Source organism: Segatella copri (genome assembly GCF_024330485.1).
Classification (GTDB): domain Bacteria; phylum Bacteroidota; class Bacteroidia; order Bacteroidales; family Bacteroidaceae; genus Prevotella; species Prevotella copri_L.
In genome coordinates this window covers 24,253-49,365 of sequence record NZ_JANDWX010000013.1, presented here as the reverse complement: position 1 = coordinate 49,365, position 25,113 = coordinate 24,253, and the positions used below count along the sequence as shown (strand labels likewise).

At 45.6% G+C, this 25,113-nt stretch carries 13 protein-coding genes; 8 read left to right on the top strand and 5 right to left on the bottom strand.

From position 1 onward, the window contains the following. Positions 1 to 97 precede the first annotated feature (97 nt). Both NNC77_RS09015 and NNC77_RS09010 read right to left on the bottom strand, forming a co-directional pair. Complete coding sequence (locus tag NNC77_RS09015) at positions 98 to 6,112, bottom strand: T6SS effector amidase Tae4 family protein (RefSeq protein ID WP_254970692.1); 6,015 nt, start codon at positions 6,110 to 6,112, stop codon at positions 98 to 100. 9 nt (positions 6,113 to 6,121) lie between these two features. Further along, entirely contained in the window at positions 6,122 to 6,454 is a 333-nt protein-coding gene (locus NNC77_RS09010; RefSeq protein WP_181976445.1) for a T9SS type A sorting domain-containing protein, read from the bottom strand. Positions 6,455 to 6,988: 534 nt separating this feature from the next. On the opposite strand from NNC77_RS09010, the gene ruvA reads away from it, so the two are divergent. Both ruvA and sprA read left to right on the top strand, forming a co-directional pair. Then, complete coding sequence (gene ruvA, locus NNC77_RS09005) at positions 6,989 to 7,603, top strand: Holliday junction branch migration protein RuvA (RefSeq protein WP_022121046.1); 615 nt, start codon at positions 6,989 to 6,991, stop codon at positions 7,601 to 7,603. Positions 7,604 to 7,621: 18 nt separating this feature from the next. Then, positions 7,622 to 15,160, top strand: coding sequence for a cell surface protein SprA (sprA, locus tag NNC77_RS09000; protein ID WP_254970691.1), 7,539 nt, complete (start codon positions 7,622 to 7,624; stop codon positions 15,158 to 15,160). A gap of 124 nt (positions 15,161 to 15,284) precedes the next feature. Here sprA and nadB read toward each other — a convergent pair whose 3' ends face one another. Then, positions 15,285 to 16,874, bottom strand: coding sequence for an L-aspartate oxidase (gene nadB / locus NNC77_RS08995; RefSeq protein ID WP_118065827.1), 1,590 nt, complete (start codon positions 16,872 to 16,874; stop codon positions 15,285 to 15,287). A gap of 233 nt (positions 16,875 to 17,107) precedes the next feature. Between nadB and NNC77_RS08990 the strand changes: the two genes are divergently transcribed. From NNC77_RS08990 to mutY, 4 genes are read left to right on the top strand one after another with little or no spacing between them, the layout of a single operon-like run. After that, the gene (locus NNC77_RS08990) at positions 17,108 to 17,512 is read left to right on the top strand and encodes a hypothetical protein (RefSeq protein WP_006849370.1); all 405 of its coding nucleotides are present in this window, start codon (positions 17,108 to 17,110) and stop codon (positions 17,510 to 17,512) included. Positions 17,513 to 17,542: 30 nt separating this feature from the next. Beyond that, complete coding sequence (dacB, locus tag NNC77_RS08985; protein WP_254970690.1) at positions 17,543 to 18,823, top strand: D-alanyl-D-alanine carboxypeptidase/D-alanyl-D-alanine endopeptidase; 1,281 nt, start codon at positions 17,543 to 17,545, stop codon at positions 18,821 to 18,823. A 39-nt stretch (positions 18,824 to 18,862) separates the two neighbouring features. Then, positions 18,863 to 20,116 carry a mechanosensitive ion channel family protein gene (locus NNC77_RS08980; protein ID WP_254970689.1) on the top strand — a complete coding sequence of 418 codons (1,254 nt, stop codon included), beginning with the start codon at positions 18,863 to 18,865 and terminating at the stop codon, positions 20,114 to 20,116. Positions 20,117 to 20,151: 35 nt separating this feature from the next. Then, positions 20,152 to 21,192 (top strand): A/G-specific adenine glycosylase, encoded by a 1,041-nt coding sequence (gene mutY / locus NNC77_RS08975; RefSeq protein WP_254970688.1) that lies wholly within the window; start codon positions 20,152 to 20,154, stop codon positions 21,190 to 21,192. 81 nt (positions 21,193 to 21,273) lie between these two features. Here the strand turns inward: mutY and rbr are convergent, their stop codons facing one another. After that, a complete protein-coding gene (gene rbr / locus NNC77_RS08970) occupies positions 21,274 to 21,816 on the bottom strand; it encodes a rubrerythrin (protein WP_117728384.1) in 543 nt (180 codons plus the stop codon). A 92-nt stretch (positions 21,817 to 21,908) separates the two neighbouring features. After that, a complete protein-coding gene (locus tag NNC77_RS08965) occupies positions 21,909 to 23,537 on the bottom strand; it encodes a Na+/H+ antiporter NhaC family protein (RefSeq protein ID WP_254970687.1) in 1,629 nt (542 codons plus the stop codon). Between the two features lie 222 nt (positions 23,538 to 23,759). On the opposite strand from NNC77_RS08965, the gene NNC77_RS08960 reads away from it, so the two are divergent. Continuing rightward, the gene (locus NNC77_RS08960; protein ID WP_118154522.1) at positions 23,760 to 24,467 is read left to right on the top strand and encodes an SIMPL domain-containing protein; all 708 of its coding nucleotides are present in this window, start codon (positions 23,760 to 23,762) and stop codon (positions 24,465 to 24,467) included. Positions 24,468 to 24,573: 106 nt separating this feature from the next. Continuing rightward, positions 24,574 to 25,056 carry a thioredoxin gene (gene trxA / locus NNC77_RS08955; protein ID WP_153114417.1) on the top strand — a complete coding sequence of 161 codons (483 nt, stop codon included), beginning with the start codon at positions 24,574 to 24,576 and terminating at the stop codon, positions 25,054 to 25,056. Positions 25,057 to 25,113: the final 57 nt, after the last annotated feature.

The following is a 25,113-nucleotide window of genomic DNA, read 5'->3' as shown; positions in this document are numbered from 1 at the left end:
TTATGATTTCGTTTCTGCTTCGAATTGCACGAAATCATAAGTAATAACATCATAATGAAGATAATTTTGTTATACATATCGAGTATTTTTTTTTATTTTAATGAAATATTTCTGTTCTCAAATCTTTGTAGGGAGTTATGTTCCCGCTTCCTGATCCCCATTTTGAACGATAAACTATATCAACATGACCAGATACACCTTGGTCGCTCCATTGTTTATTAGGGTATTGGAAGATTAAACAATTCCTGGCGTATTTACCTTTGCTTATCGTTCCTAATCGGTATTTGGATAGATATTTTGCCATTTCTGAAGCATTAAGAAAATAGTTATACCCATCTGAGCCTTTCAACGTCCCTCTTAAATGTGGAATGTACATTCCACTTTTATTAAGTGCATAGCTTAATCTTATGGCGCATCCGTTTTGAATCTCACTTGCTATGGCACCAATCTCACCTCCAATTTCAGAGCAAAGTTTACCTATTCCTACCCAACGTTCGTTTTCATAGGAAATTTGTATATATTCATCGTATATTTTTTTTAAAACTTTGTCGGAAAAATGATGGTGAGCCCAATCGTTTAAAATCAACGAAAAGGCTCCTGTGATGGCTCCATTTGCGAACTTACCACCGCCAATTTCATCTACAAGACCGCTCAACATGGAGTTTGCTGTGATTTCTCCTGCTTTTCCTAATGATCCAAGATTGTTATCTATAAAATAGCCACCAGCGGAAGATGTTAATCCCATCATAAAACCATGCACGGCATTACCACCTTGTAGGGCATCTAACCCACCTTCGGTAAATGTATGTTTAAAAAGGGACGCTACTAAGTCTTCGTCTGCAGATATGTTGTTTAGGCATCCTGAGACAGCCCCCCAAAAGCCTCCCACCATAGTGTTTTTAGCTATTTGTCCAAAATTTGAACCATTCAATAAGGACACAGTTAACGCACTGGCTGCACCACCTGCAGCACCAGCTGCGACAGCGACTCCAAAAGATGCCCCTGTGCCAGCTGTTAATACCGTTACACCTATACCTACTACAGCTGCGGTTAATGATTTCCAGTTCTTACTGAACCAACTATAGCCCGAAGGGTCTGTCAATGACAGAGGGTTGTTCATGCAATAGCTGTATCGGTAGAATCCTTGTGGATTGTCGGGTGCTTGAACGAATGGGTCAGGTGAGAGGAACATACCGGCGACAGGGTCATACATTCTTCCGTTCATGTTGATCATCTCAAATTGGTCAATGTGCTCATGCCCTCCAAAGCCTCTATCGTATAGGGCATCGGCGTTTTGGATAGTGGCATAAGGAAGCCAAGTGCTTGGATTACGTCGGCATCCCCAAGCGTCATAGCTTAGCTCTTGAGAAAGTTTTCCTTTTTCATCGGAGTAAGCTTGAATTGAGCCTAAGTGGTCGTGATGCAGGTAATTTGTGGTAGTTTCATCCGTAGATGTTTGTTTCACCATTGCGATTGCCTTATCCTGTACAAAAATATAGTTGATATCTTGCCTATTTCCATTCTTTTGATAATGTTCAAATAGGTTGCCAATATAATACTTGCTTTCTCCTGCAAGCGTTGACATGATACGATTACCATCAGGACCATAGGTGATGGTCATTTCTGCGTTTCCATTTTGTGCATAGCTTATTTTGCTGAGAGAATTGTATGTGATTTTATTCCAATCTCTCAACTCATATTTGCGGTCTTTGATTTCCGAAAGTCTACCTGCGTCATCATATACATAGCTGCCAACGTCTGACTTAGAAGCAATTCTACCATCAGCATTATATGTGATTCTTTGCGCTTCGCTACCATTCTTGTAAACCCGTGTTAAGCGATGGCAATAGTCGTATTCAAATGTTTCGTGCAGATTTTTGGACAAGTTATGCCGTGAGGTGAGATTGCCGATAGCATTAAATGTATAACTCCAGTTTTGAATGCCTGGAGTACTGATGCTTGACAATGTTCCTACTTTTTCGTCATAGGTAGTAGTCGTGGTTAGACCATTCCCCAGTTCTTCACTTTCTATTTGCCCACGTGCGTTAAGTTTTTTTAATTTCCAATATACTTTTCCTGTTCTGTAGTTTTGTACAGCTGTTTGTATACCACAGGATGAATATATGTTTTGGATTTTTAGACCATTTGGATATGTAATCACATCAGGTAAACTGAGTGCATTGTAACTCGTTTGAATAGTAAAGCTGTTTCCGTTGACAACAGTTTGTTCAGATACGACTCTGCCATAACTGTCGTATTTGTAATTTATAGAAGGTCCCCCTTGTACTTGCTTTTTGTCTAAGGCTCCTTTCCAACCTCTATCATACTCATATATGATGGTCATGTCTGGGCGAGTCTCCTTTATTAAACGTCCTCCATCATCGTATTGATAGCTTGTCGTGCCATGCCCATCTGTATGGGATATCAACTCACCATAGGCATTGTATTTATAGGTTGATACACCAAGAACTGGGTCTGATAGTCTTGTGCGGTTGCCTGCTGCGTCATAAGAAGCTTGCAATTTTGCTAAGCCTGTAGTGTAAACACAGTTACCCCGATAGTCATATTCATATTTTATGCTGCCACCTTGTGCGTCTTGGCTTTCTGCTAAATTGCCGTTAGTATCTAACTTACGAGATGTACGAGTATGATTAGGGTTGAACGTAAATGTGTATAATCCACTATACTGGTAGATATATGAAGCCCCGTTTGGTGCAGTTTGAGTGGTAGTTCTTCCTACGAAATCATACTCGTTTTTGTTCCAATAGATAGTGCTGCCATAAAAATAGGGTTCAGAGGTTCTTGTCACTTGCCCTTTATTATCATATTCTGTATCCTGAAAAATACGCTGTGCATCCAAAGATTCCGTTATAGTTCGGATTACTCTACCCAAACAATCATAAAAATTAAGTTTGTATGGTTTGCCTGTTGCTTTCTCGTAAGTGAAATATAGGGCATGAGATGGCGCATCTGTCATTCCTTCGCTCCATCCTATGGTATATACTTCCTTTTCTATAGGATTATTGCTTTGAAGTAATCTGCCAAATGCGTCATAGCTATTATTGGTGACGATGCCGTTTTCATCAGTGGAAGACAGTATGTTGCCAAATATCTCGTCTTGGGTATATCTCGTTACAAAGTCAAGACTAGATGTGGAGGCTGTCATCAGTCTACCCTTCGAGTCATATTGCGTCTGGGTAGTACGTGGTACAGTACCATCATCTGGACTAATCGTACTTTTTATGATGTTGCCAAAAGAGTCTCGTTCGTAAGTCTTTGTATAGCCTAATGCCTTATTGGAGGCAAGGGCATGCTCTTCTTGTAGAAAACTTGTGTTTTGGTCATATTTGAAGTAGGCGGTTTCGCTACTTCCGCTATTATGGTTGCTGTGATACGTATGCGCCATAGTGAGACGTCCTAGTCGCCAAAGTTCCTCGTCGTTTTCATATTGGTTGAATGTTTGCGTTGTTACATTTCCATCCCTAGTGTTTATACTCGTAGGGTTGCCATAGTCATCATATGTTATAGTTGTCGTTATGTCCTTAAGTACGCTTGATGAATTGTACTCGTAATTTTTCTTTACTATTTTAGTTGGTAAGTAAGTATAATGGTTGACTGCTTTTTTACCATATTTAATAGTGTTGATATATGTAGCCTCTGCCACAATATGGTTATTGACATAGGTCTTCTGTTCCTTGATTCCGCCTGCATATGTTAAAGAATCAAATTCGTATTTTGTAATAGAACTTGTACTGGTTGACTCGTCATTAGCGGTAAAAGTCTCAAAGCCCAAAAATCCCCTGCCATCCATATGAAAAAGGGCATTGGAATATTTATAACTATTTTTTTTTATTCCACCGATGCCATTTGGGGTCTTGATAGTGCTAACTACAGGGTAAGACAAACCTACCGATGCTACGGGATACTTGGAAGAATTCCCACGTTCGAAGACATCGTTGTCAGATAGGTATTTGTATTCTATGTTTGTCTCGTTGCCTAATCCATCGACAATCTTATTTAACAAGTTGTTGTGTCCATTAGGCATTAAAAATAATTGATATCCATCCCAATTGCTTTTATTCCAATCTGAAGTGCAGATGAAATCTTCTTTTCCGTCACCGTTGAAATCTCCCGTATAGAAGTGCCACTTGTCCAGAGCGTAGACATTTGCACCAGCATCTTGTCTGTTAAACCCTCCTCGTCCGTTACCAAGAAAGACCATAGGCTTGGTCATGTTTGAACCGGAAGATTCCAAATCAATAAGTTGAATGTCATCGTACCCATCACCATTAAAATCAGCAACAAATTTCTGCTTTTTACGGGCATCTTCCATCTTAGGTACATAAGTTTTTTCAAAGGTTCCGTCTCCCTTTGAAAATAGTATGCACCATTGTGACCATCCATTTTCGTTTGGATCATCTTGCCAAGAAGTAAGAAGCATGTCGCTCTTGCCATCACCATTGAAATCGCCAAAGGTAATGCCGTGTTTTTGGGTAGGCCATAATATCTTATCTTTTTTGATGAAAGAACCAAATCCATTGCTTTGGAGCACTAGGGTTCCTGTGTCTGTTAGATTTAGCACATCAATTAAACCGTCGCCATTTATGTCGGCAAACTCCACGCGATAGAATTGTTCTTCACACTGTCCTGTTGAAGTTCCGCCAAGTGGTTTTATTGTTCCATTAGAGTTGGGATAAGATGCTAAAACTCTATAGTCTTTCTTTCCTTTATTCCATAGAAATAAATCCATTGCCCCGTCACCATTTACGTCTATAGGTTGTAATTCGTAATCTTTGGGAAGTGAAATTATATCTTTTAGTTGTAAGTAAAAACTACCATCGCTTTTTCTAAATGAGAGGTATAAGTCACAATTGTAAGCAATGTTGTTGCAATACCTTTTGATGGCAATATCTGTAGTTCCATCACCATTGAAATCTCCACAGACAACTTGTTTAACTTCTCCATCGTTTTTCCATTGCCCTTCAAATGCTTTGGTAAAATATGTTCCGTGGCTGACGAAGAACTTACGTCCAGTCCAACCTGCATCTTTATTCTCTGGGATGGCTAGAAAATCAGTTTTCCCGTCACCATTGAAATCTCCTGTTATTAGTTTTGCCTTGTGGATGGAAGCAGTCTTATCGTAATTCTGATTAGATATTTTGAATTGCTCCACTGTTTCCCAATTGAAAATAGTCGGATTTTTATGCATGCCGTTGGCTGTAGACTCCGTGATACTAGTTAGTAAGTTCTTTCCATTTTTCGAAGAATAGGTCGCTTTGAAATTTCTTACCTTGTTTTCACCGAAGTATACATCTATATCTGTGATTATCTTGCTTCTCCTTACTTTTTGTCCATAAATGTAAGTAGTGGGAGGCAGGCTGTTGGATGTGTAGGATAATCTAATGGAAGCGTATGGGGATAGTCCAGTCTTCTCATTGCCTGTATAGTCAATTCTGGTAGCCCACAATTCGTTTGTGTCAGCGTTTCCTGTATATTTTATAGTAAAATAATTTCCGACAGTATCCGTGACTTTGGTTACCGTCCAAAATAAAGTTTTGTTTGATGGAACGTTAAGTAATGCGAGATTTGATTGGTATTCATAGATTAATCCAGACTTCGTGTAGACTTTGAACGAGGATGGATTTGTTAATGTACCATAGGCTATTATCTTAGAGAATATGTCATTCTCAGTTCGATATTCGTAATAATCGACATCGTCACCACATTTCATTAAACGCATGCCGTCAAGGGCAAAAGCATCATGCCATGAAAAATCAACGGCTGAAGGCTGATGGTCATGATAGCGGTCTGATGGAATACGAGTAATAACAGAGAGGCCTTTTAAGTCAAAACCATAACCTAAAAGACCATCTTTAGTTCCACTGCTATAGCAAATGGATAAAGCTGGTTTCATCCCGCCTGTTCCCACGGGTACAGGTATGGGAATCTCATAACCAAGTTGTCCTAATGGTGTAACCGCAAGGTCGTCATCAATTTTTCCGACTATGCCACCTAGTGAACCGCCTGTCTCTTTGTCTGTAAAGAGTCGCTCTTGGGCTATAGTTATAATGGGTAGGATAAGAAAAAGTAATGTAAGTAGATGCTTTTTCATATTTGTGAATTATTTTTTGATTATCTTATATGAAACTCTTTTATTCAAATCTGAAACAGTTAATATATATATGCCTGGTGCGAGGTCTGATACTGTGATGGAGTATGTTGACCCAAGAATTTGTCCTTTTAATTCGACTTGTCCTGACATATTAGTGATAGCATATGTTAATGGATTCGTTGCTTTGTTAGGTAAAAAGTTTACATTTATAGCATCAGATACATAAGGTACTGGGAATATTGTTATCTTCGTTAAATTAAAAGTAGAAATGGAGTCTTTCTTTTGAAGCTTTTTGCTTTCAACAGAAAGATTCTCATATGTTCTAGAGATACAATTCCCCATATTGTCATATTTGTACACCGTATGTTGAGCGTGGGTGTATACAATATTTGATAGTAAGAAACTACAGCACAGTAATAGTCGTATCATACGCTTTAATATTAGAAGTTAAATTGCAATTTGGCTGCAAATATAAGGATTTTTTTTGTAATCGACAAACTTTTTAAAAGAAAAAATCGTAGACTTGAATTTGCGAGCATTTGTCGATGTTAGAGTTACAGTGAATTCTTCACTTTTTATTAAAGTAGTAAAATCATAGTTTTTTAGATATGAATAAGCGGAGATTTGTAAGGTATCTGCTGCAAGAGCCTTACAGTTTCGTTATTTTGTTGCGAAACATCATACATCCTCTTTCCGTTACCTCCCGATGTGCTTTGAATTACGTCCTGACGTAGCTTTTGCTGCGTCCCGACGTCTCTGGCTCTGCGTCGGGACGTATGAAATGTTACGTCGGGACGTAATTTTATGGAACTCTATTACAATAATCCCGCCCTTCGCACGTTATTAATATATTAATTTAATTAGGAGAAAAAGAAAATGATAGAATATATTCATGGCGATCTGACAGAGTTGACACCTGCGCTGGCTGTTGTTGAGACTGCGGGGGTGGGCTACGGACTCAATATATCGCTCAATACATATACTGCCATTCAGGGCAAACAGGAAGTGAAACTCTATGTTCACGAAGTGCTGGTGGCTGGTGGAAGAGATGACTCTTTCACCCTTTTCGGCTTTGCTACCAAACAGGAACGTGAACTCTACCGCCTCCTCATTACCGTTTCAGGAGTAGGCGGAAATACAGCCCGTATGATTCTCTCTTCACTCTCGCCACGCGAACTCTGTGAAATCATCTCTACTGGTAACGACAAGGTGCTGAAAACCGTGAAGGGTATCGGACTGAAGACAGCACAGCGAATCATCATCGACCTGAAAGATAAAATCGTGAGCCTCGGCATCGCTGACGAACTGCCAGCCAGCGGAGGCAATGTGGTGATGGTGAACAATGACGTAAAGGATGAGGCGGTAAGCGCCCTCACCATGCTCGGCTTCTCGCCGGCACCATCAGCCAAGGTAGTAGTAGATATCCTCAAGGCACAGCCTGATCTCCCGGTAGAACAGGTTGTGAAACTGGCATTGAAGCAAATCAAATAAGTTAGGAGTTTTTTGTCGATGAAACAGAAGCAAAGATTCATATCTTTTCTATTGGCTTGGCTGATGGTGGCAACCTTCGGCTATGCGATAGCTTTGCCTCAACTTCAGGACGATAAAAAGAAAATCCGTACCAGCACAGCCCAGCCCGTGCAGCTCGATGAAGATACCATTCCCGATTCGCTGTTGCATACCCGCTGGCAGATTCAGCGCACCCAACCTTACTCCCTGAGCGACCTCTATCAGAGTCCGCTCGACCTGAAACGTCCTGATAATCTGCAATATCAGGTAGTCTACAACGATACCATCGACCGCTATATCATCGGCAACCGCATGGGCTCAACCTGGCTTTCGGCTCCTATCATGCTCACTCCGAAAGAGTATCTTGCATGGACCGAACAGCAGCAGCGCAACAGCTACTTCCGCAAGCAGAACGATGAAATCTTCCAGGCAAAAGGCAAGGAGAAGTTCGATTTCTCAGATATGCACTTCGACTTGGGACCTGCCGAGAAAATCTTCGGTCCTGGTGGCATCAGAGTGAAGACTCAGGGTTCTGCCGAACTCAAGTTCGGTATCAACAAGAAAAACATCGACAATCCTTCGTTGCCTATCCGCAACCGAAAGACGACGATGATGGATTTTGATGAGAAGATCAACCTCAACGTCAACGGAAAGGTGGGCGATAAGGTGAACATGAACCTGAATTACAACACCGATGCCACCTTCGATTTCGATGCACAGAACATGAAACTGAAGTACGACGGCAAGGAAGATGAAATCATCAAACTCGTTGAGGCGGGCAACGTCTCCTTCCCTTCCAACTCTTCGCTCATCAAAGGCGCCAGCAGTCTGTTTGGTGTTAGAACCGATATGCAGTTTGGCAAACTCAAGCTGCAGATGGTAGCTTCGCAGAAGAAGAGTGCATCGAAGAGCGTATCTACCAGGGGCGGTGTGCAGCTCACCCCTTTCGAACTGAATGTAGCCGATTATGAGGAGAACCGCCACTTCTTCCTCTCCCAGTATTTCAGAAACCATTATGATGCCTGGATGCAGAAACTTCCTAATCTCACCACGGGCATCACCATCAACCGCGTGGAGGTGTGGGTTACCAACAAAACCGGCAATACCACCAATACCCGAAACATCGTAGCCCTGACCGACCTGGGCGAGAACCAGAAACTGAGCAACCCGATGTGGGCAGCGAGCGGACAGGTGCCTTCTAACCAGGCGAATACTGAGTATGCTGCGATGAACAGCCAATATGCTGCTGCCCGTGACATCGACCAGGCTGCAACCACTCTCGATGGAGGCGGACTGGTTGGCGGAGCCGATTATGAGAAACTGGAGAGTGCCCGTCTGCTCAATTCTTCTGAGTATACAGTCAATACCGCCTTGGGTTATATCTCATTGAAAACCAGTCTGCAGACCGACCAGGTGCTTGCCGTAGCCTATGAGTATACATCGGGAGGCGTTACCTATCAGGTGGGCGAGTTTGCATCCGATCTCAGCGATACCAAGCAGGCTCTCTTCGTGAAATCGCTCAAGAATACCAGTAACAATCCGCGACAGGGCAACTGGGGGCTGATGATGAAGAACGTTTATTATCTGGCTTCTACCGTAGAGAAGGAGAAGTTCCGCCTGGATGTGAAATACCAGAGCGATACCACCGGCGTATATCTCAGTTATATCCCTGAGCAGCAGGTGAAGGAGCAGCCTATCATCCGTGTGCTGGGCGCCGACCGTCTGGATAACAACAACAAGGCACACAGCAATGGATATTTCGATTATGTAGAAGGCTATACCATCTCTAATGGACGCGTGTTCATTCCGAAGGTAGAGCCTTTCGGCAGTTATATGCGTGATTATCTGGTCAAGCGGGGCGTGGCTGCCGACAAGGCTGAAAAGTATGCCTTTACCGAACTCTATGACAGTACGAAGACCGTAGCCAAGCAGATAGCCGAAAAGAACAAGTATCAGATTGTGGGACAGTTCAAGGGCTCTGCAGCCAATGTCATCTCGCTCGATGCCTACAATGTGCCACAGGGCTCGGTGGTCGTTACGGCAGGCGGTATCACCCTGAAAGAGGGCACCGACTATTCGGTAGATTACAGTGCCGGTGAGGTGACCATCCTGAACCAGAGCATTATCGATGCCGGTACGGCTGTCAACGTTTCTCTGGAGAGTAATACCGATTTCGGACAAACCCGAAAAACGATGTTCGGACTGAACTGGGAGTATGATTTTACCAAGAACTTCCAGTTGAGCGGTACTATCCAGCACCTCTCCGAACAGGCGCTTACCACCAAGGTATCCATGGGCTCCGAACCGCTGAAGAACACCCTTTGGGGCATTAATCTCAACTGGCGCAAGGAGAGTCAGTGGCTCACCAATGTGCTTGACAAGATACCATTCCTGCACCTTACCCAGCCATCGCAGATATCCTTTACAGGAGAATTTGCCCAGCTCATTGCCGGTGAGGCAGGCGGCACACAGGACAATGCATCTTATATCGATGACTTCGAGGGTACGAAGACTACCATCGATGTAACGACTCCTACCTCCTGGTTTATATCCAGTGTGCCTTCGCTCAATTTCAAGGACGATTACAGCGATAAGACCGGTCTGAGCAGCGGTTTCCACCGTTCGCGCCTAGCCTGGTATACCATCGATCCGCTGTTCACCCGCCGTGGAAGTTCGCTCACTCCGGGACATATCAAGGGCGACCTCAAGCAGTTGAGTAACCATTATGTCCGCGAGGTCTATACCAAGGAGCTCTTCCCATTGCGCGACCAGAGCAGTTATCAGGGCGCTACCAATACCCTGAATGTACTCAATCTGGCTTACTATCCAAGCGAGCCGGGACCATACAACTTCAATGTAACAGATTTGCAGGCAGACGGAACCCTGCAGAATCCGCAGCGCAACTGGGGCGGAATGATGCGTAAGCTGGATACCAACGATTTCGAGCAGGCAAACATCGAATACATCGAGTTCTGGATGCTCGATCCGTTCATCTATTCCCGCGAAGAGGCTGATGCTGCCGATTATGGTGGCGATTTCTACATCAATCTGGGCGAGGTGAGCGAGGATATCCTGCGTGATGGCAAGAAATTCTATGAGAGTGGTATGCCGGTGGATGGCAGCAAGAGCTACACCTATACCCAGTGGGGTAAGATTCCTACCCAGAGCACCGTGACCTATGCCTTTGCTACCACCAGTGGCAGCAGAGCCTTGCAGGATGTGGGTTTCAACGGACTGACTGATGCCGAGGAGCAGGAATTCTACAAGAGTGCTTATCTCGACCAGATTCAGGGCAAGGTGAACCAGGCGGTATTCGACAGCATCTTTGCCGATCCGGCACGTGATGACTACCACTATTTCCGCGGTTCCGACTGGGATGAGATGCGTGCTCCTATCTTGCAGCGATATAAGTATATCAACAATCCTCAGGGCAACTCGCCTGACAGCGACAGCCGTTCTGAGAGCTATGATACTTCTTATAAGTCAACGCCGGATGTCGAGGATATCAACCAGGATTATACCCTCAACGAATATGAGAAATACTTCCAGTACCGTGTCAGCATCCGTCCGGAAGATCTCGTGGTGGGTAACAATCATATTGTAGATAAGCGTGAATACAGCCAGACCTGGCGTGATAATACCAAGTCTACCGTTACCTGGTATCAGTTCCGCATACCTATCGATGAGTTTGAGAGCCGTCAGGGTAACATCAACGATTTCTCCAGCATCCGCTTCATGCGTATGTTCCTCACCGGTTTCAAGAAACCTATCGTGCTGCGTTTCGGTACCTTCGACCTCGTGATGGGCAAGTGGCGTACCTATGACCAGCCGCTTAGTGCAGCCAGTGGCGGAACCCTCGACGCAAGCAGCGTGAGTCTGGAAGAGAACGGCGAGAAGACACCGGTCAACTATGTCTTGCCTCCGGGTATCAAGCGCGAACAGGATCCTAGTCAGCCTCAGTTGGTTGAGGCGAACGAGCAGGCGTTGAGTCTGGTGGTCAAGAATATGAGCACAGGCGAGGCGAAGGCGGTTTACAAGAATTCTACCCTTGATCTGCGCCAGTACAAGCGCATCCAGATGTTTGCCCATGCCAATGCCCTGGAGCAGAATACCACCCGTCTGCAGGATGGTGATCTCTCAGTCTTCATCCGTCTGGGTAGTGATTACAAGAACAATTACTACGAGTATGAAATCCCGCTGAAACTCACCGAGCCACGCTCCAACTACAACCGCTATGTGCTAGCCGACTGTAAGGCGGTATGGCCTGAGGAGAATATGCTCGATGTGCCACTGAGCGTCTTTACGGCATTGAAGAAAAACCGCAACAAGGCGAAGGCACAGGGTGTGGCTTCTTATCTCGCTCCTTATTCCATGATGGATGCAGAACATCCGCAGAACAAGATTACCATCGTGGGTAATCCGAGTTTGGGCGAAGTGAAGACCATGATGCTGGGTGTGAGAAACAATTCTGCCGACATCAAGAGCGGTGAGGTATGGATAAACGAACTCCGACTCAAGGAACACAATAATTCGGGCGGTTGGGCTGCCAATGCCAACCTCAACGTACAACTCTCCGATTTGGGTAGCGTGAATGCCACCGGCAGATACATCAGCGAGGGATTCGGCGGTCTGGAAGATGGCGTGGCCAGTCGCACTACCGATAATTATGGTACCTACAGTGTGACCACATCGCTCGAAATGGGTAAGTTCTTCCCTGACAAGGCGAAGGTGAGCATACCTTTATATTATAGTGTTACCAAGGAGAAGACCACTCCTAAGTATAATCCGCTGGATACCGATATGGAGTTGAAGGATGCCCTCGATGCTGCCGGATCCAAGCATGAGCGCGATTCTATCGAGAATATCGCTGCCACCAAGATTACGCAGACCAACTTCTCCATCTCGAATGCCCGGGTGGGTATCGCTACCAAGCGCCATCCGATGCCATACGATCCTGCCAACTTCTCATTCACCTACAGTCATCAGCATCAGTATACAACGGGTGAAACGACGATGTATGAGCGCAAGGACAACTGGCGCGGAGCCTTGGATTATTCATGGAGCCCGGTTTATAAGGCTTGGGAACCATTCAAGGGACTGAAGAACAAGAGTAAGTGGCTCGACATTCTGAAACGTTTCGGACTGAACTGGCTGCCGCAGAACATAGCCTTCAATACCGAGATGACGCGCGACTACTACGAGTTGCAGGAGCGCGATATGGAAACCCTGATGAGTGGAGCTGCCGGAGTAGACTCCAAGTTGCCGCTCACCTTCAGTGAACAGTTCCTCTGGAACCGTGAGTTCTCCATCAACTGGGATCTGACCAAGAACCTGCACATGAACTTCCAGAGTGCTACCCATGCACAGATAGAGGAACCATATACACCGGTCAACAAGGATCTTTATGCCGACCAGTATCATGCCTGGAAGGATTCCGTATGGACCAGCATCCGCCACTGGGGTGCACCGCTCGACTACAGTCAGAATTTCCAGGCATCCTACAAGGTGCCTCTCAATCTGCTGCCTGTCTTCGACTGGGTGAACAGCGATGCCTCTTACAATGCCAACTATTCTTGGGAGCGCGGTACAGAGGATGAGGAGGGCAACTCGTATGGAAACACCATCAATACCCAGCGCGAACTGACATTGAACGGTAACTTTAACTTGGTGAAACTCTACAACCATGTGCCTTTCCTGAAGAAGGTAAACGATAAGTTTGACCGTACCCAGAGTAGGGCACAGATGCAGCGCAAGAAGCAGGAAAAAAAGAAAAAGAAGCAGGAAGCAAAGGAACAGGCGGCTGATCCGAAGAAGGCGCTGCCTAAGAACAAGCGTGCCTTCGAACGGGAAATCACCCTCCTGCCTGATACCACATTCAAGATACGCCACGGCAAGAATACCAAGCGACTGATTGTGAATGCCAAGACGGAAGACGGCAAAGTGTTCCCGCTTAAATATAAAAAGGTGGATAATAACCAGATCAGAATCATCTCAAAGGTAGATACTGCCATGAAGGTGAAACTCTCTGTACTGGCTAAGGAACCGCTTGATGATAAGAAATGGTATAAGGGATTGCAGTTGGCTAGTCGTCTGGCAATGATGGTGCGCAATGTGAGCATCAACTATCGCAGCAGCTATCAGCTCACCCTGCCGGGCTTCTTGCCTAGTGTGGGTGATGCCTTCGGACAGAAGAAGGTGGGACAGATGGCACCGGGTCTTGACTTCGCCTTCGGTATGGTTGGCGACGATTATATCGAGAAGGCAAGAAACAACGACTGGCTGCTCTGCAACGACAGTATCGCAACACCAGCCACTACCAGCAGAACGGATAATCTTACGTTGCGTGCCACCCTGGAGCCTGTCAAGGATTTCAAGATTGATCTCTCTGCCACACGTACCAAGACCACGCAGAAGAGCATACAGTATATGTATGAAGGAACGCCAACTACCCAGAGTGGAGCCTTCCAGATGACTACTATCTCGCTGGGGTCGGCTTTCGAGGGAATGGGCAATGCCAATTCGGGTTATCGCAGCAAGACCTTCGAGAAGTTTGTCAACTCGCTGGCTGGTTTCAGAGATAGGGTAGAGGCGCAGTATGCCGGAACTGTTTATCCGGCTGGTTCGGCTCTGGCTGGCGGCAAGTTTGATGCTTCTCGCACACCGGTCAACCAGTATAGCAGCGATGTCATGATTCCTGCCTTCCTCAAGGCTTATACCTCGATGGGTGGCAATTCGCTCTCGGTATTCCCAGCTTTGAGCCGGATGTTGCCAAACTGGACCATCCGTTACAGCGGACTGGGACGTCTGCCTTGGTTCAACGAGCACTTCAAGAGTGTCAACATCAACCACTCTTACAAAAGTGTCTTTGCAGTTGGCAGCTACAACAGTTACAGCACCTTCCAGGAGTATATGAACGGTCTCGGCTTCGTGAATGATGCCACTACGGGCAATCCGTCGCCAAGCAGCATGTTCAACATTTCGCAGGTAAGTATCAACGAGTCGTTCTCGCCATTATTGGGTATGGATGTCACATTCAACAATAATATGACGGTGAAGGCTGAATATCGCCAGACCCGTGTGTTGAACCTCAGTATGACGAGTGTGCAGCTGAACGAGGCATTGAGTAAGGACTGGGTAATCGGTATGGGTTACCGCATCAACAACTTCGATGTTTTCGGCTGGGGTGCCAAGGCATCCCGTTCCAAGTCGAAGGGCGGCAACAAGAATGCAGCCAATAAGAATGCATCGACCACCAAGACGGTTCAGAATGGTACCAACCATGATCTGAATCTACGTCTTGACTTCAGTTTCCGCAAGCAGGCAGCCATCGTTCGTGATATTGCCTCAATGGTAAGCAGTGCCAGTAGCGGCAACAATGCTCTGAAACTGAGTTTCGCTGCCGATTATACCTTCAGCAAACTCCTTACCATGAGTTTCTATTATGACCGTCAGACCAACACCCCGCTCCTGTCGAGCAGCAGTTATCCTACCACCACACAGGATTTCGGCCTGAGCATCAAGTTCTCGCTGACGAGATAAAAAGAAAATTCACCAGAACCAATAGGTAGAAAGAAAAATTCTCTAATTCTCAAATTCTTGAAAATAAAAAAAGCTCGGATGCTTGTGATGCATCCGAGCTTTTTAATATTCTGATAATTCTTGATTACTCCTTGTCGTAAGCATGAACAGGGTAGTCGATGGTATAGTGGAGACCACGGCTCTCCTTGCGTTCTATCGCCATGCGGGTGATGAGATAACCCACGTTAATCATGTTGCGGAGCTCGCAGAGTTCCTTGCTTACCTTTACACGCTTGAAGAGGTTTTCTGTCTCTTCGTAGAGAAGATCGAGACGGTCCCATGCTCGCTTCAGACGGAGATCGCTGCGCACGATACCTACATAGTTGCTCATGCATTCGCCCACTTCTTTCACGCTCTGTGTAATCAGCACCTTCTCTTCGTTGGTCAAAGTACCTTCATCATTCCATGCTGGTACCTTCTCGTTGAAGTCGTATTCATCTACATGTTCAATACTGTGCTTGGCAGCAGTCTCGGCATAAACCACAGCCTCGATGAGCGAGTTGCTGGCAAGGCGGTTACCGCCATGCAGACCGGTGCATGAACACTCGCCCAGGGCATAGAGACGGTTGATGCTTGAACAGCCGTTCAAATCTACCTTGATACCACCACACATATAGTGAGCGGCAGGACGAACCGGGATATACTCCTTGGTAATGTCGATGCCGATGCTCAGACACTTGGCGTAGATATTAGGGAAGTGACGCTTGGTCTCCTCTGGATTCTTATGGGTTACATCGAGACAGACATGATCCAATCCGTGAATCTTCATCTCCTTATCGATGGCACGAGCCACGATGTCGCGAGGAGCAAGGCTCAATCGCTTATCATATTTCTCCATGAAACTTTCGCCGTTAGGCAGACGCAAGATGCCACCGTATCCACGCATCGCCTCGGTGATGAGGAAGGCAGGGTGGGTCTCTCCAGGATGATAGAGAGCGGTTGGGTGGAACTGGACAAACTCCATGTCGGCTACAGTTCCCTTGGCACGGTAAACCATCGCCTCGCCATCACCCGTAGCGATGACAGGGTTGGTGGTAGTCTGATAAACGGCACCACATCCACCGGTACACATCACGGTAACCTTACTCAGATAGGTATCCACCTTCTGGGTATCAGGATTCAATACGTATGCACCGTAACAGTTGATATAAGGAGTGCGGCGGGTAACACGGGCACCCAAGTGGTGCTGAGTGATAATCTCCACGGCGAAATGATTTTCCTTGATATCGATATCCGGACAGTTGCGCACAGCCTCCATCAGACCGCGCTGGATTTCTGCACCCGTATCATCTGCATGATGAAGGATGCGGAACTCGCTGTGACCGCCCTCACGGTGTAGGTCGAACTTGCCGTCCTGCTGCTTATCGAAGTTGACGCCCCACTGCACGAGCTCCTTGATCTGCTCCGGTGCCATGGTGACAACCTGCTTCACAGCTTTATAATCGCTGATATAATCACCAGCAATCATTGTATCCTGTATGTGCTTGTCGAAGTTATCCACTTCCAAGTTGGTAACTGACGCCACACCACCTTGTGCGAATGACGTGTTAGCCTCGTCGAGCGAGGTTTTGCAAATCATACACACCTTACCTTTATGCGCTCTGGCTACTTTCAGAGCGTAACTCATACCGGCAACTCCTGAGCCGATAATCAGAAAATCATACTTATAAACCATTGAGTTTATTCTTATCTAATTTCAATTTTAAGAACGGGTGTTTTTATCTATAAAACAGCCCCATTCTCTCAGAATTAATTCTTAATTCGTTGCAAAAGTAATAATTAATCTTTAAAATGAGTAATAAGAGAGGGATTTTTTGTAATTTTGCAGCGAAATTTAAGGTTATATAGTCTTTTAGACTATCAAAAGGTCGTAAAAACGACAATAATATAAGGTAATAAATCAAAGTTATGGCAGATAGAACTTTTCATAAGCGCTTTACGCTGACGGCACGTATCGGTGTGGCGGTGTTTGCAATCCTGGCTCTCTATTTCTTCTGGGTTAAACTGGCTATCATCGGCATCTTTGTGGCTATCATCATCGTGGGCATGATAGAGCGCATACTGAATACAACCTATACCTTCAAGATGGTAAAACCGATAGACCTGGATGAGGAGATGGAATATCTCATCATCAATGAGGGCAGGTTCTCTTCCAACAGAAATGTGCCGCTATGTGATGTCATTGATGTACACATCGCCAAGACTTTCTTCGGATTAGACCATTGTGTGGTCATCGAATACGGACATAATAATATTGTGACCGTTCAGCCGGATAATGAAGAGGCATTTATGGAGAGAATCAAAAATAAATAATTTCTTTTAAGTTCAGGTGAACTGATTGTGATGAAAAAGATAATATATATGATGTTGGGTCTGATGATGGTATGGATATCCGTACCGGTGCAGGCCCAGAATGTGATTGAAGATGAGGGAATAGAAACGGTTGATGAGGAGGATGTTTCCGACTCTACAGTCGTTGACTCCCTGGCTGCGGATACGCTGACGCAGAAATTGCCTTGGCCGGAATCGGTGAAGGTGGGTATTGATAAACTCCTTGAAAGCAAGATGTTCGAAACATCACAGGTAGGACTGATGGTCTGGGACCTGTCTGCTGACTCTTGTATCTATCAGAGAAATGAACGACAACTGATGCGTCCGGCAAGTACGATGAAGCTCCTGACTGCCATTACGGCGCTCGATAAGTTGGGCGGTTCTTACCAGTTTAAAACCACTCTGAAATATACCGGTACCATTGAGAATGGGGTGTTGACGGGTGATGTCTATTGTATAGGCGGTATGGATCCCCGTTTCAACAGCGATGATATGTCGGCATTTGTCAATAGTCTGAAGGATATGGGTGTTGACACCATCCGTGGCAGCATCTATGCCGACCGCTCTTTGAAGGATGCTGATTTGTTGGGTGAAGGCTGGTGCTGGGATGATGACAATCCGGTGCTTTCGCCACTGGTGTTCCAGCGCAAGGACATCTTTATGGATAAGTTTCTTGCCAAGCTCCGTGAGGAGGGCATCGAATATTCCTGCTTTGGGGCTTCAGAGAAGACTTGCCCTGCGAGTGCCTTTACGGTCTGTACCCGATTCCATACGATGGATCAGATTCTGCACAAGATGATGAAGGAGAGTGATAATCTCTATGCCGAGAGCATGTATTATCAGATTGCGGCTTCTACGGGCAATAAATGGGCGAGTGCCAAGAGTGCCCGGAATGTGGAAAGACAGCTTATCCGTAAGATAGGACTCGATCCGGCAAGATATAAACTGGCTGACGGCTCGGGACTTTCGCTCTATAATTATCTCAGTGCCGAACTGGAGGTGAAGTTGTTGCGTTATGCTTATCTCAACGGCAACATCATGGACCATCTGAAGCATTCGCTGCCTATCGGTGGGGTTGACGGTACATTGAAGAAGCGTATGAAGAACAGTTTTGTGCATGGCAATGTGAAAGCAAAGACGGGTACGCTGACGGGCATCATCTCATTGGCGGGTTACTGTACCGCAGCCAATGGTCATGAACTCTGTTTCGCCATCATCAACAATGGTATCATGCATGGCAATAATGCCAGACACTTTGCAGATAAAGTATGTACTTTGCTCTGCCAACCGTGAGCGTTAGTTGATAGTTTATAGTTGATAGTTAATAGTTTTATGGAGGAAATTCGTAAGTTTGTAGATGAAATGATTACATGGGCAGGAGTCACCGGCGATTTTGTGCCCATGCTACGCCATATCTTGCTCACCATTACTGCCATCCTCTTGGCGATGCTGAGCGATTTCCTGTGTCGCAAGATACTGGTTCCGCTCATCAGTAAGATTACTGATAAGACGGACATCACTTGGGATGATGTGCTGCTGAACAAGAAGGTGCTCACCTCGGCTTGCCATATTGTGCCGGCTGTGGTGATATGGTCGCTCATGCCACTGATTTATCTGGAGTATCCGATATTCAAGGAGATATTGGAGCGGGCTACGGGCATCTATATCGTGGTGATGTCGGTGCGTACGGTTCTGGTCTTCATCGGGTCTTTCAAAGGACTGGAGAATTCTCAGGAACGACGCTCGTCGGCTCAGCAGTATTTCCATACTTTCTGCGGTGTTCTCAGGGTATTGATGCTCTTCGTGGCTGCTGTGGTGGTGATTGCCATCCTGCTAGGCAAAAACCCGATGACCCTCTTTGCCGGTTTGGGTGCTACCTCGGCTGTCCTGATGCTGGTCTTTAAGGATACCATCACGGGATTGGCGGCTGGTGTGCGTCTTACCAGTAATGATATGTTGCATAAGGGCGACTGGATTACGGTGAAGTCGGTGGATGCCAATGGTATCGTTGAGGATATGTCACTCACGACCGTGAAGGTGCGCAACTTTGATAACACCATCGTTACCATTTCGCCTACTACCCTGGTGAATGGTTCGTTCCAGAACTGGATTGGTATGCAGAAGAGTGGTGGACGAAGAGTGAAGCGCGTGGTTTACTTCGATTTCCGTAGTGTCCGTCTGGTGGATGAGACATTAAAACGTAATCTGCTTGCCAGGCATTTCGCCACCGAAGATTCGTTTAAGTTGAAGGAGTCGTTGCAGAAGGCGATAGATAAAGATATACAAGAAGGGAAGGATATTGAGGATTTAAAGAATCCTGCAGCCCTTGCCCCTACCAATCTCCAGCTTTACCGTAAATTCATGGAGAAGTATCTGCGCCAGCGTCCGGAGGTCAATACCGATCTCACATTGATGGTGCGCCACATGGAAGCCACGCAATGCGGTCTCCCTATCGAGTTCTATTTCTTCATCAAGGATAAGGTATGGGTGAATTATGAGCACATTCTCGCCGATATCATGGAGCATGCCTATGCCTTGGCGAATGAATTCGGTCTGAAGATTTACGAGCAATATCCGGAACAGTAATTACTTTGAACATTGAGATTTGAACATTGAATTTTATGAATAGTTTTTCGGCTGTCATTATCCGTTGGTTTCGTGAGTATGGTAGGGATTTGCCTTGGCGCGAAACCAAGGATCCTTATGCCATCTGGCTGAGCGAAATCATCCTTCAGCAAACCCGCATCGCACAGGGATGGGAATATTGGGAGCGGTTCATGAAGACTTATCCCAAGGTTGAAGACTTGGCTGCTGCCAGCGAGGATGATGTCTTGAAACTCTGGCAGGGATTGGGGTATTACTCGCGAGCCCGCAACCTTCATGCTGCTGCCAAACAGATTGTGGTGCTCGGTCATTTTCCTGATACGCTTGAAGGTATCAAAGCCCTGAAAGGGGTGGGCGATTATACTGCAGCAGCCATCGGTTCTTTTGCCTTTGATATTCCGGCGGCAGTAGTAGATGGCAATGTGTACCGGGTTCTTTCACGTTACTTCGGAATAGATACTCCTATCAATTCAACGCAGGGGAAAAAAGAGTTTGCTGCGTTGGCTCAATCACTCTTGCCTGCTTCGTCTGCTCAGCAACTTTCTGATACAGCATTATCGCCTGTTGCTGCCTATAACCAGGGCATGATGGATTTCGGGGCTATCCAGTGCACTCCCCAATCTCCGAAGTGTCTTGTCTGTCCGCTTGCCGAAACCTGTGAGGCGTTGAGAACAGGAAGGGTAGAGGAGTTGCCGGTGAAGAACAAGACACTGAAGGTGAAAACGCGCCATCTCTCCTATATATATATAAGGTGTAAAGGCGATGTGGCTATCCACCGTCGCGGCGAGGGTGATATCTGGCAAGGATTGTGGGAACCATATAACGCATCAGATGCTCCGCAACTGCCTGCCTTTGTCCATAATCCTCTTCTCCTGGCTAAGGATGTGAAGCATGTACTTACCCATCGCATCCTCCTTGCCGACTTCTATCTGCTGGAAACAGAAACCCGCCCCCTGCTCCCTGGTGATTATATCTGGGTGAAAGAGGACGAGATAGAACAGTATGGTGTTCCAAGATTGATAGAAATCTTGTTGGAAATGGTTCAAGCTAAATCATAAAAAAGAGGGTGTGTCATAAGGCCATGACACACCCTCTCTTGTTTATATATCTTCTGTTAGATATTTCGTCTCAAGCAAGAATTAGTAATTCTGTGCTTCAATCTGGAAGTAGCTCTGTGGGTGGTTGCAGACTGGGCAAACCTCAGGAGCCTTCTTGCCTACTACGATATGTCCGCAGTTAGAGCACTGCCAGATGCAGTCGCCGTCACGAGAAAAGACGAGCTTGTCCTGTACGTTCTTCAAGAGCTTGCGATAACGCTCCTCGTGGTGCTTCTCGATTTCAGCAACCATCTCAAACTTAGCTGCAATCTCCTCGAAACCTTCTTCGCGAGCCTCCTTTGCCATGCGTGGATACATATCGGTCCACTCATCGTGCTCACCATTGGCAGCAGCTTCCAGGTTCTTCTCTGTATCCTGGATAGCACCGCCCTCCAGATACTTGAACCACAACTTAGCATGCTCCTTCTCGTTAGCAGCTGTCTCCTCAAAGATGTTGGCTATCTGTACAAAACCGTCCTTCTTTGCCTTGCTTGCAAAATAGGTATATTTGTTACGAGCCTGTGACTCACCAGCGAATGCCTCCTGGAGGTTCTTCTCAGTCTTTGTTCCTTTTAATTCCTTCATAATGTATTCTGTATTAAGTTATTAATATGTTCTTTATTAAATTCTTTTGCAAAGATATTGAAAATATTTCAAATATACAAATAAATTAAGAACTATTTAACTTTTTGGCGCTTATTTAAATAAAATAAAGCAAAACCTAGCATGGCAACACCGAAGATCCACGAAATGATGGCACTTGTTACCATACCCAGCGTATGAGTGAATCCCGCTACAACGAAGGTGAGGAAACTCACACAGGCTACAGTCAGGGCGTATGGCAACTGTGATGATACATGATGCACATGCTTGCATTCCGCTCCCGCACTCGCCATGATGGTGGTATCGCTGATAGGAGAGATATGATCGCCACATACCGCTCCAGCCATACATGCCGAGATAGAGATGATGCGCAAAGGATCAGCACCAGGGAATACGGCGATGCAGATAGGTATCAGAATACCGAAGGTTCCCCAGGAGGTACCCGTTGCAAATGCCAGGAAGCCTGCTACCAGGAAGATGATGCCCGGAAGAAGCATCTGAAGTTCTGATGCACTGCTCGCTACAACCGATGATACATATTCTGCCGCACCCAGCGAGTCGGTCATACTCTTCAGCGTCCATGCCAAAGTAAGAATCAGAATGGCTGGTACCATCGCCTCAAAACCCTTGATGAGACTACTCATCGCCTCATCGAAAGGCAAGGTCTTGCGAATGGTAAACATCATGATGGTAAGAATCAGGGCTGCCAAAGAACCGATTACCAGACCCACAGAGGCATTGCTCGCAGCAAAGGAATCCACAAAGTTGAGATAGTTGGCATTATCGGCATCGAAGAATCCGCCCGAATATACCATGCCCGCCATGCAGAAGATAATCAGCATGATGATTGGTATCACCAGGTCGCTCACGGTTCCCTTGTTCTTGGAATCCTCTTCCTGTTTGGCTCCCACACCATGCTCAACAATCTGCAGTTTGGTATCGCTCACTTCATCGAGTTTTCCGCCATTGGTTCGCTCGTACCATTCCTTCAGTCTTGCATCATACTTGCTCATCGCCTTAAAGTCGAAGCCCAGTATCACGATGCCAAACATAAAGAGGATGGTAAAGAATGCGTAGAAATTAAAAGGTATCGCCTTGCAGAAAAGCGCCAGTCCGTTCTCTCCGCCCGATACGAAGCCCGATACCGCAGCTGCCCAACTTGAGATAGGGGAGATGATGCAGACCGGTGCTGCAGTGGAGTCGATGAGATAAGCCAGCTTCTCCTTGGTAACACCGTTGCGCACTGCGATAGGGCGCATCACCGAACCCACGGTAAGGCAGTTGAAGTAATCGTCGATGAATATCAGAATGCCGAGCAGAATGGTAGCAATCTGTACGCCAATCTTCGAGTGTACGTGCTTGGAAGCCCAACGGCCGAAAGCTGCCGAACCTCCCGCTTTGTTCATCAATGAAACGATGCTGCCTAATACCACCAGGAATACCAGAATGCCCACGTTCCATGGGTCGGAAAGGCAATGTATCATGCCGTATGCCTTGGCATCATCGCCTTCACCTACAGTGTGATTTGTCAGGTGAACGAGGAATCCGTCGAAACCTGTTCCCATCGAAATGCAATATTGAACGGCACCCAGTATGATACCGATAAAAAGAGAAGAATAGACCTCCTTCGTCTTCAGCGCCAGAGCGATGGCGACGATAGGAGGCAGTAACGACCATGCGGTCCCAATCATGTTGTAATCCATTTTATTGTTTTTTGGCAAAGGTAGTTTTTTTCGGTAATATATGCAAGCTTTTGGGCAGAAAAAATGGTGCTTATGGGTTGATATGGGCTGTTTTAGCATATTTTATCATTATAAAGTGTCGTTTTTCTATATTTTTATTGTATCTTTGAAAACTCAAATTGCAACTCAATCTGAGATAGAAAGGTAACTCAATTTTAACAACTTAATAATGGAGGACTAATTATGAACATCAATTCTGGTATTAAGCAAGCCGTGATTTTAACCATCGGTATCATCATGCTTGGATTTTGTATCAAGTCGGGACTTGAAAGTGTGATTAGTAAAGACCGAAAGGTTGTAGTGAAAGGCCTTGCCGAAAAGGAGGTGGAGGCTGATAAGGTGACGTGGCCTATCGTTTCCAAGGAAATAGGCAATGACCTGCCTGAACTCTATCAAAAAATCAATGCCACCACGAGAACCATCAGAAACTTCCTGGTGGAGAATGGCGTTAAGGCTAATGAAATCAATGTGAATGCGCCTGTGGTCATCGACCTCAATGCTGAACGATATGGCGAAAACCGCCAGGGGTATCGTTATAACATTACTTCCATCATCACGGTTACATCGAAGAATGTGAAACTGGTCCGCAGTATCATTGCCCGTCAGGGTGATCTGCTTCAGAAAGGTGTTGCCATTGTGGATGGTGGTTACGAGAATCCGGTGAAGTATGAGTATGTTGCCTTCCGTCAGATGAAACCTAAAATGATGCAGGAGGCGATAGAGAATGCTGAGCAGACTGCTACCCAATTTGCTGAGAACAGCAAGAGTAAGATAGACAAGATTATGAATGCCGACCAGGGCCAGTTCTCTATCGAAGACCGCGATTCCAATACCCCATATATTAAAAAGGTAAGGGTTGTAACTACCGTTACTTATTCTTTGAAGGATTAGGAGTAGTGATTAGTGAATAGTGATTATTTATTAGTGATTAATTGTAATAAGAGGGTGGGTTATAGCCTAATGGCATACCCTCTCAAATTAAAGCAACGAAAAAACTATGAAGAAAATTATATTAGCAGTTGTTTTATTTCTACCATTTCTTGTTTCTTGTTCTCAGAACAGGAAAGCACCTGCTGTTTCTCCTCAAACGACTGTAGGGAAGTCTGAGAAAACTGAAACTGCCAAGGTGCAATATCTTACCACATCTGATTTCAGAAAAAAGATTATGGATTACGAGGCTCATCCGGATGAATGGGTATTCGCCGGTTCCCGTCCTGCTGTCATCGATTTCTATACCACCTGGTGTGGTCCTTGCAAGATGATGGCTCCCGTAGTGGAATCTCTCGCCGGGAAATATGCTGGCAAGATAGATTTCTATAAGGTGGATATCGACCAGGAGTCCGAACTTGCTTCTGTTTTCGGTATCAGCAGCATCCCTACCTTCCTCTTCATCCCCGTGAAAGGCAAACCATCTGTGCAGATGGGTGCTATGCAAAAGGAGGATTTCGAAGGACTGATTGATAAAATTAAAATAAAATGACAATTTGGTAGCATCTCAAATTTCCATGCCTCTCCTTACCTATATGTAGGTATTTTC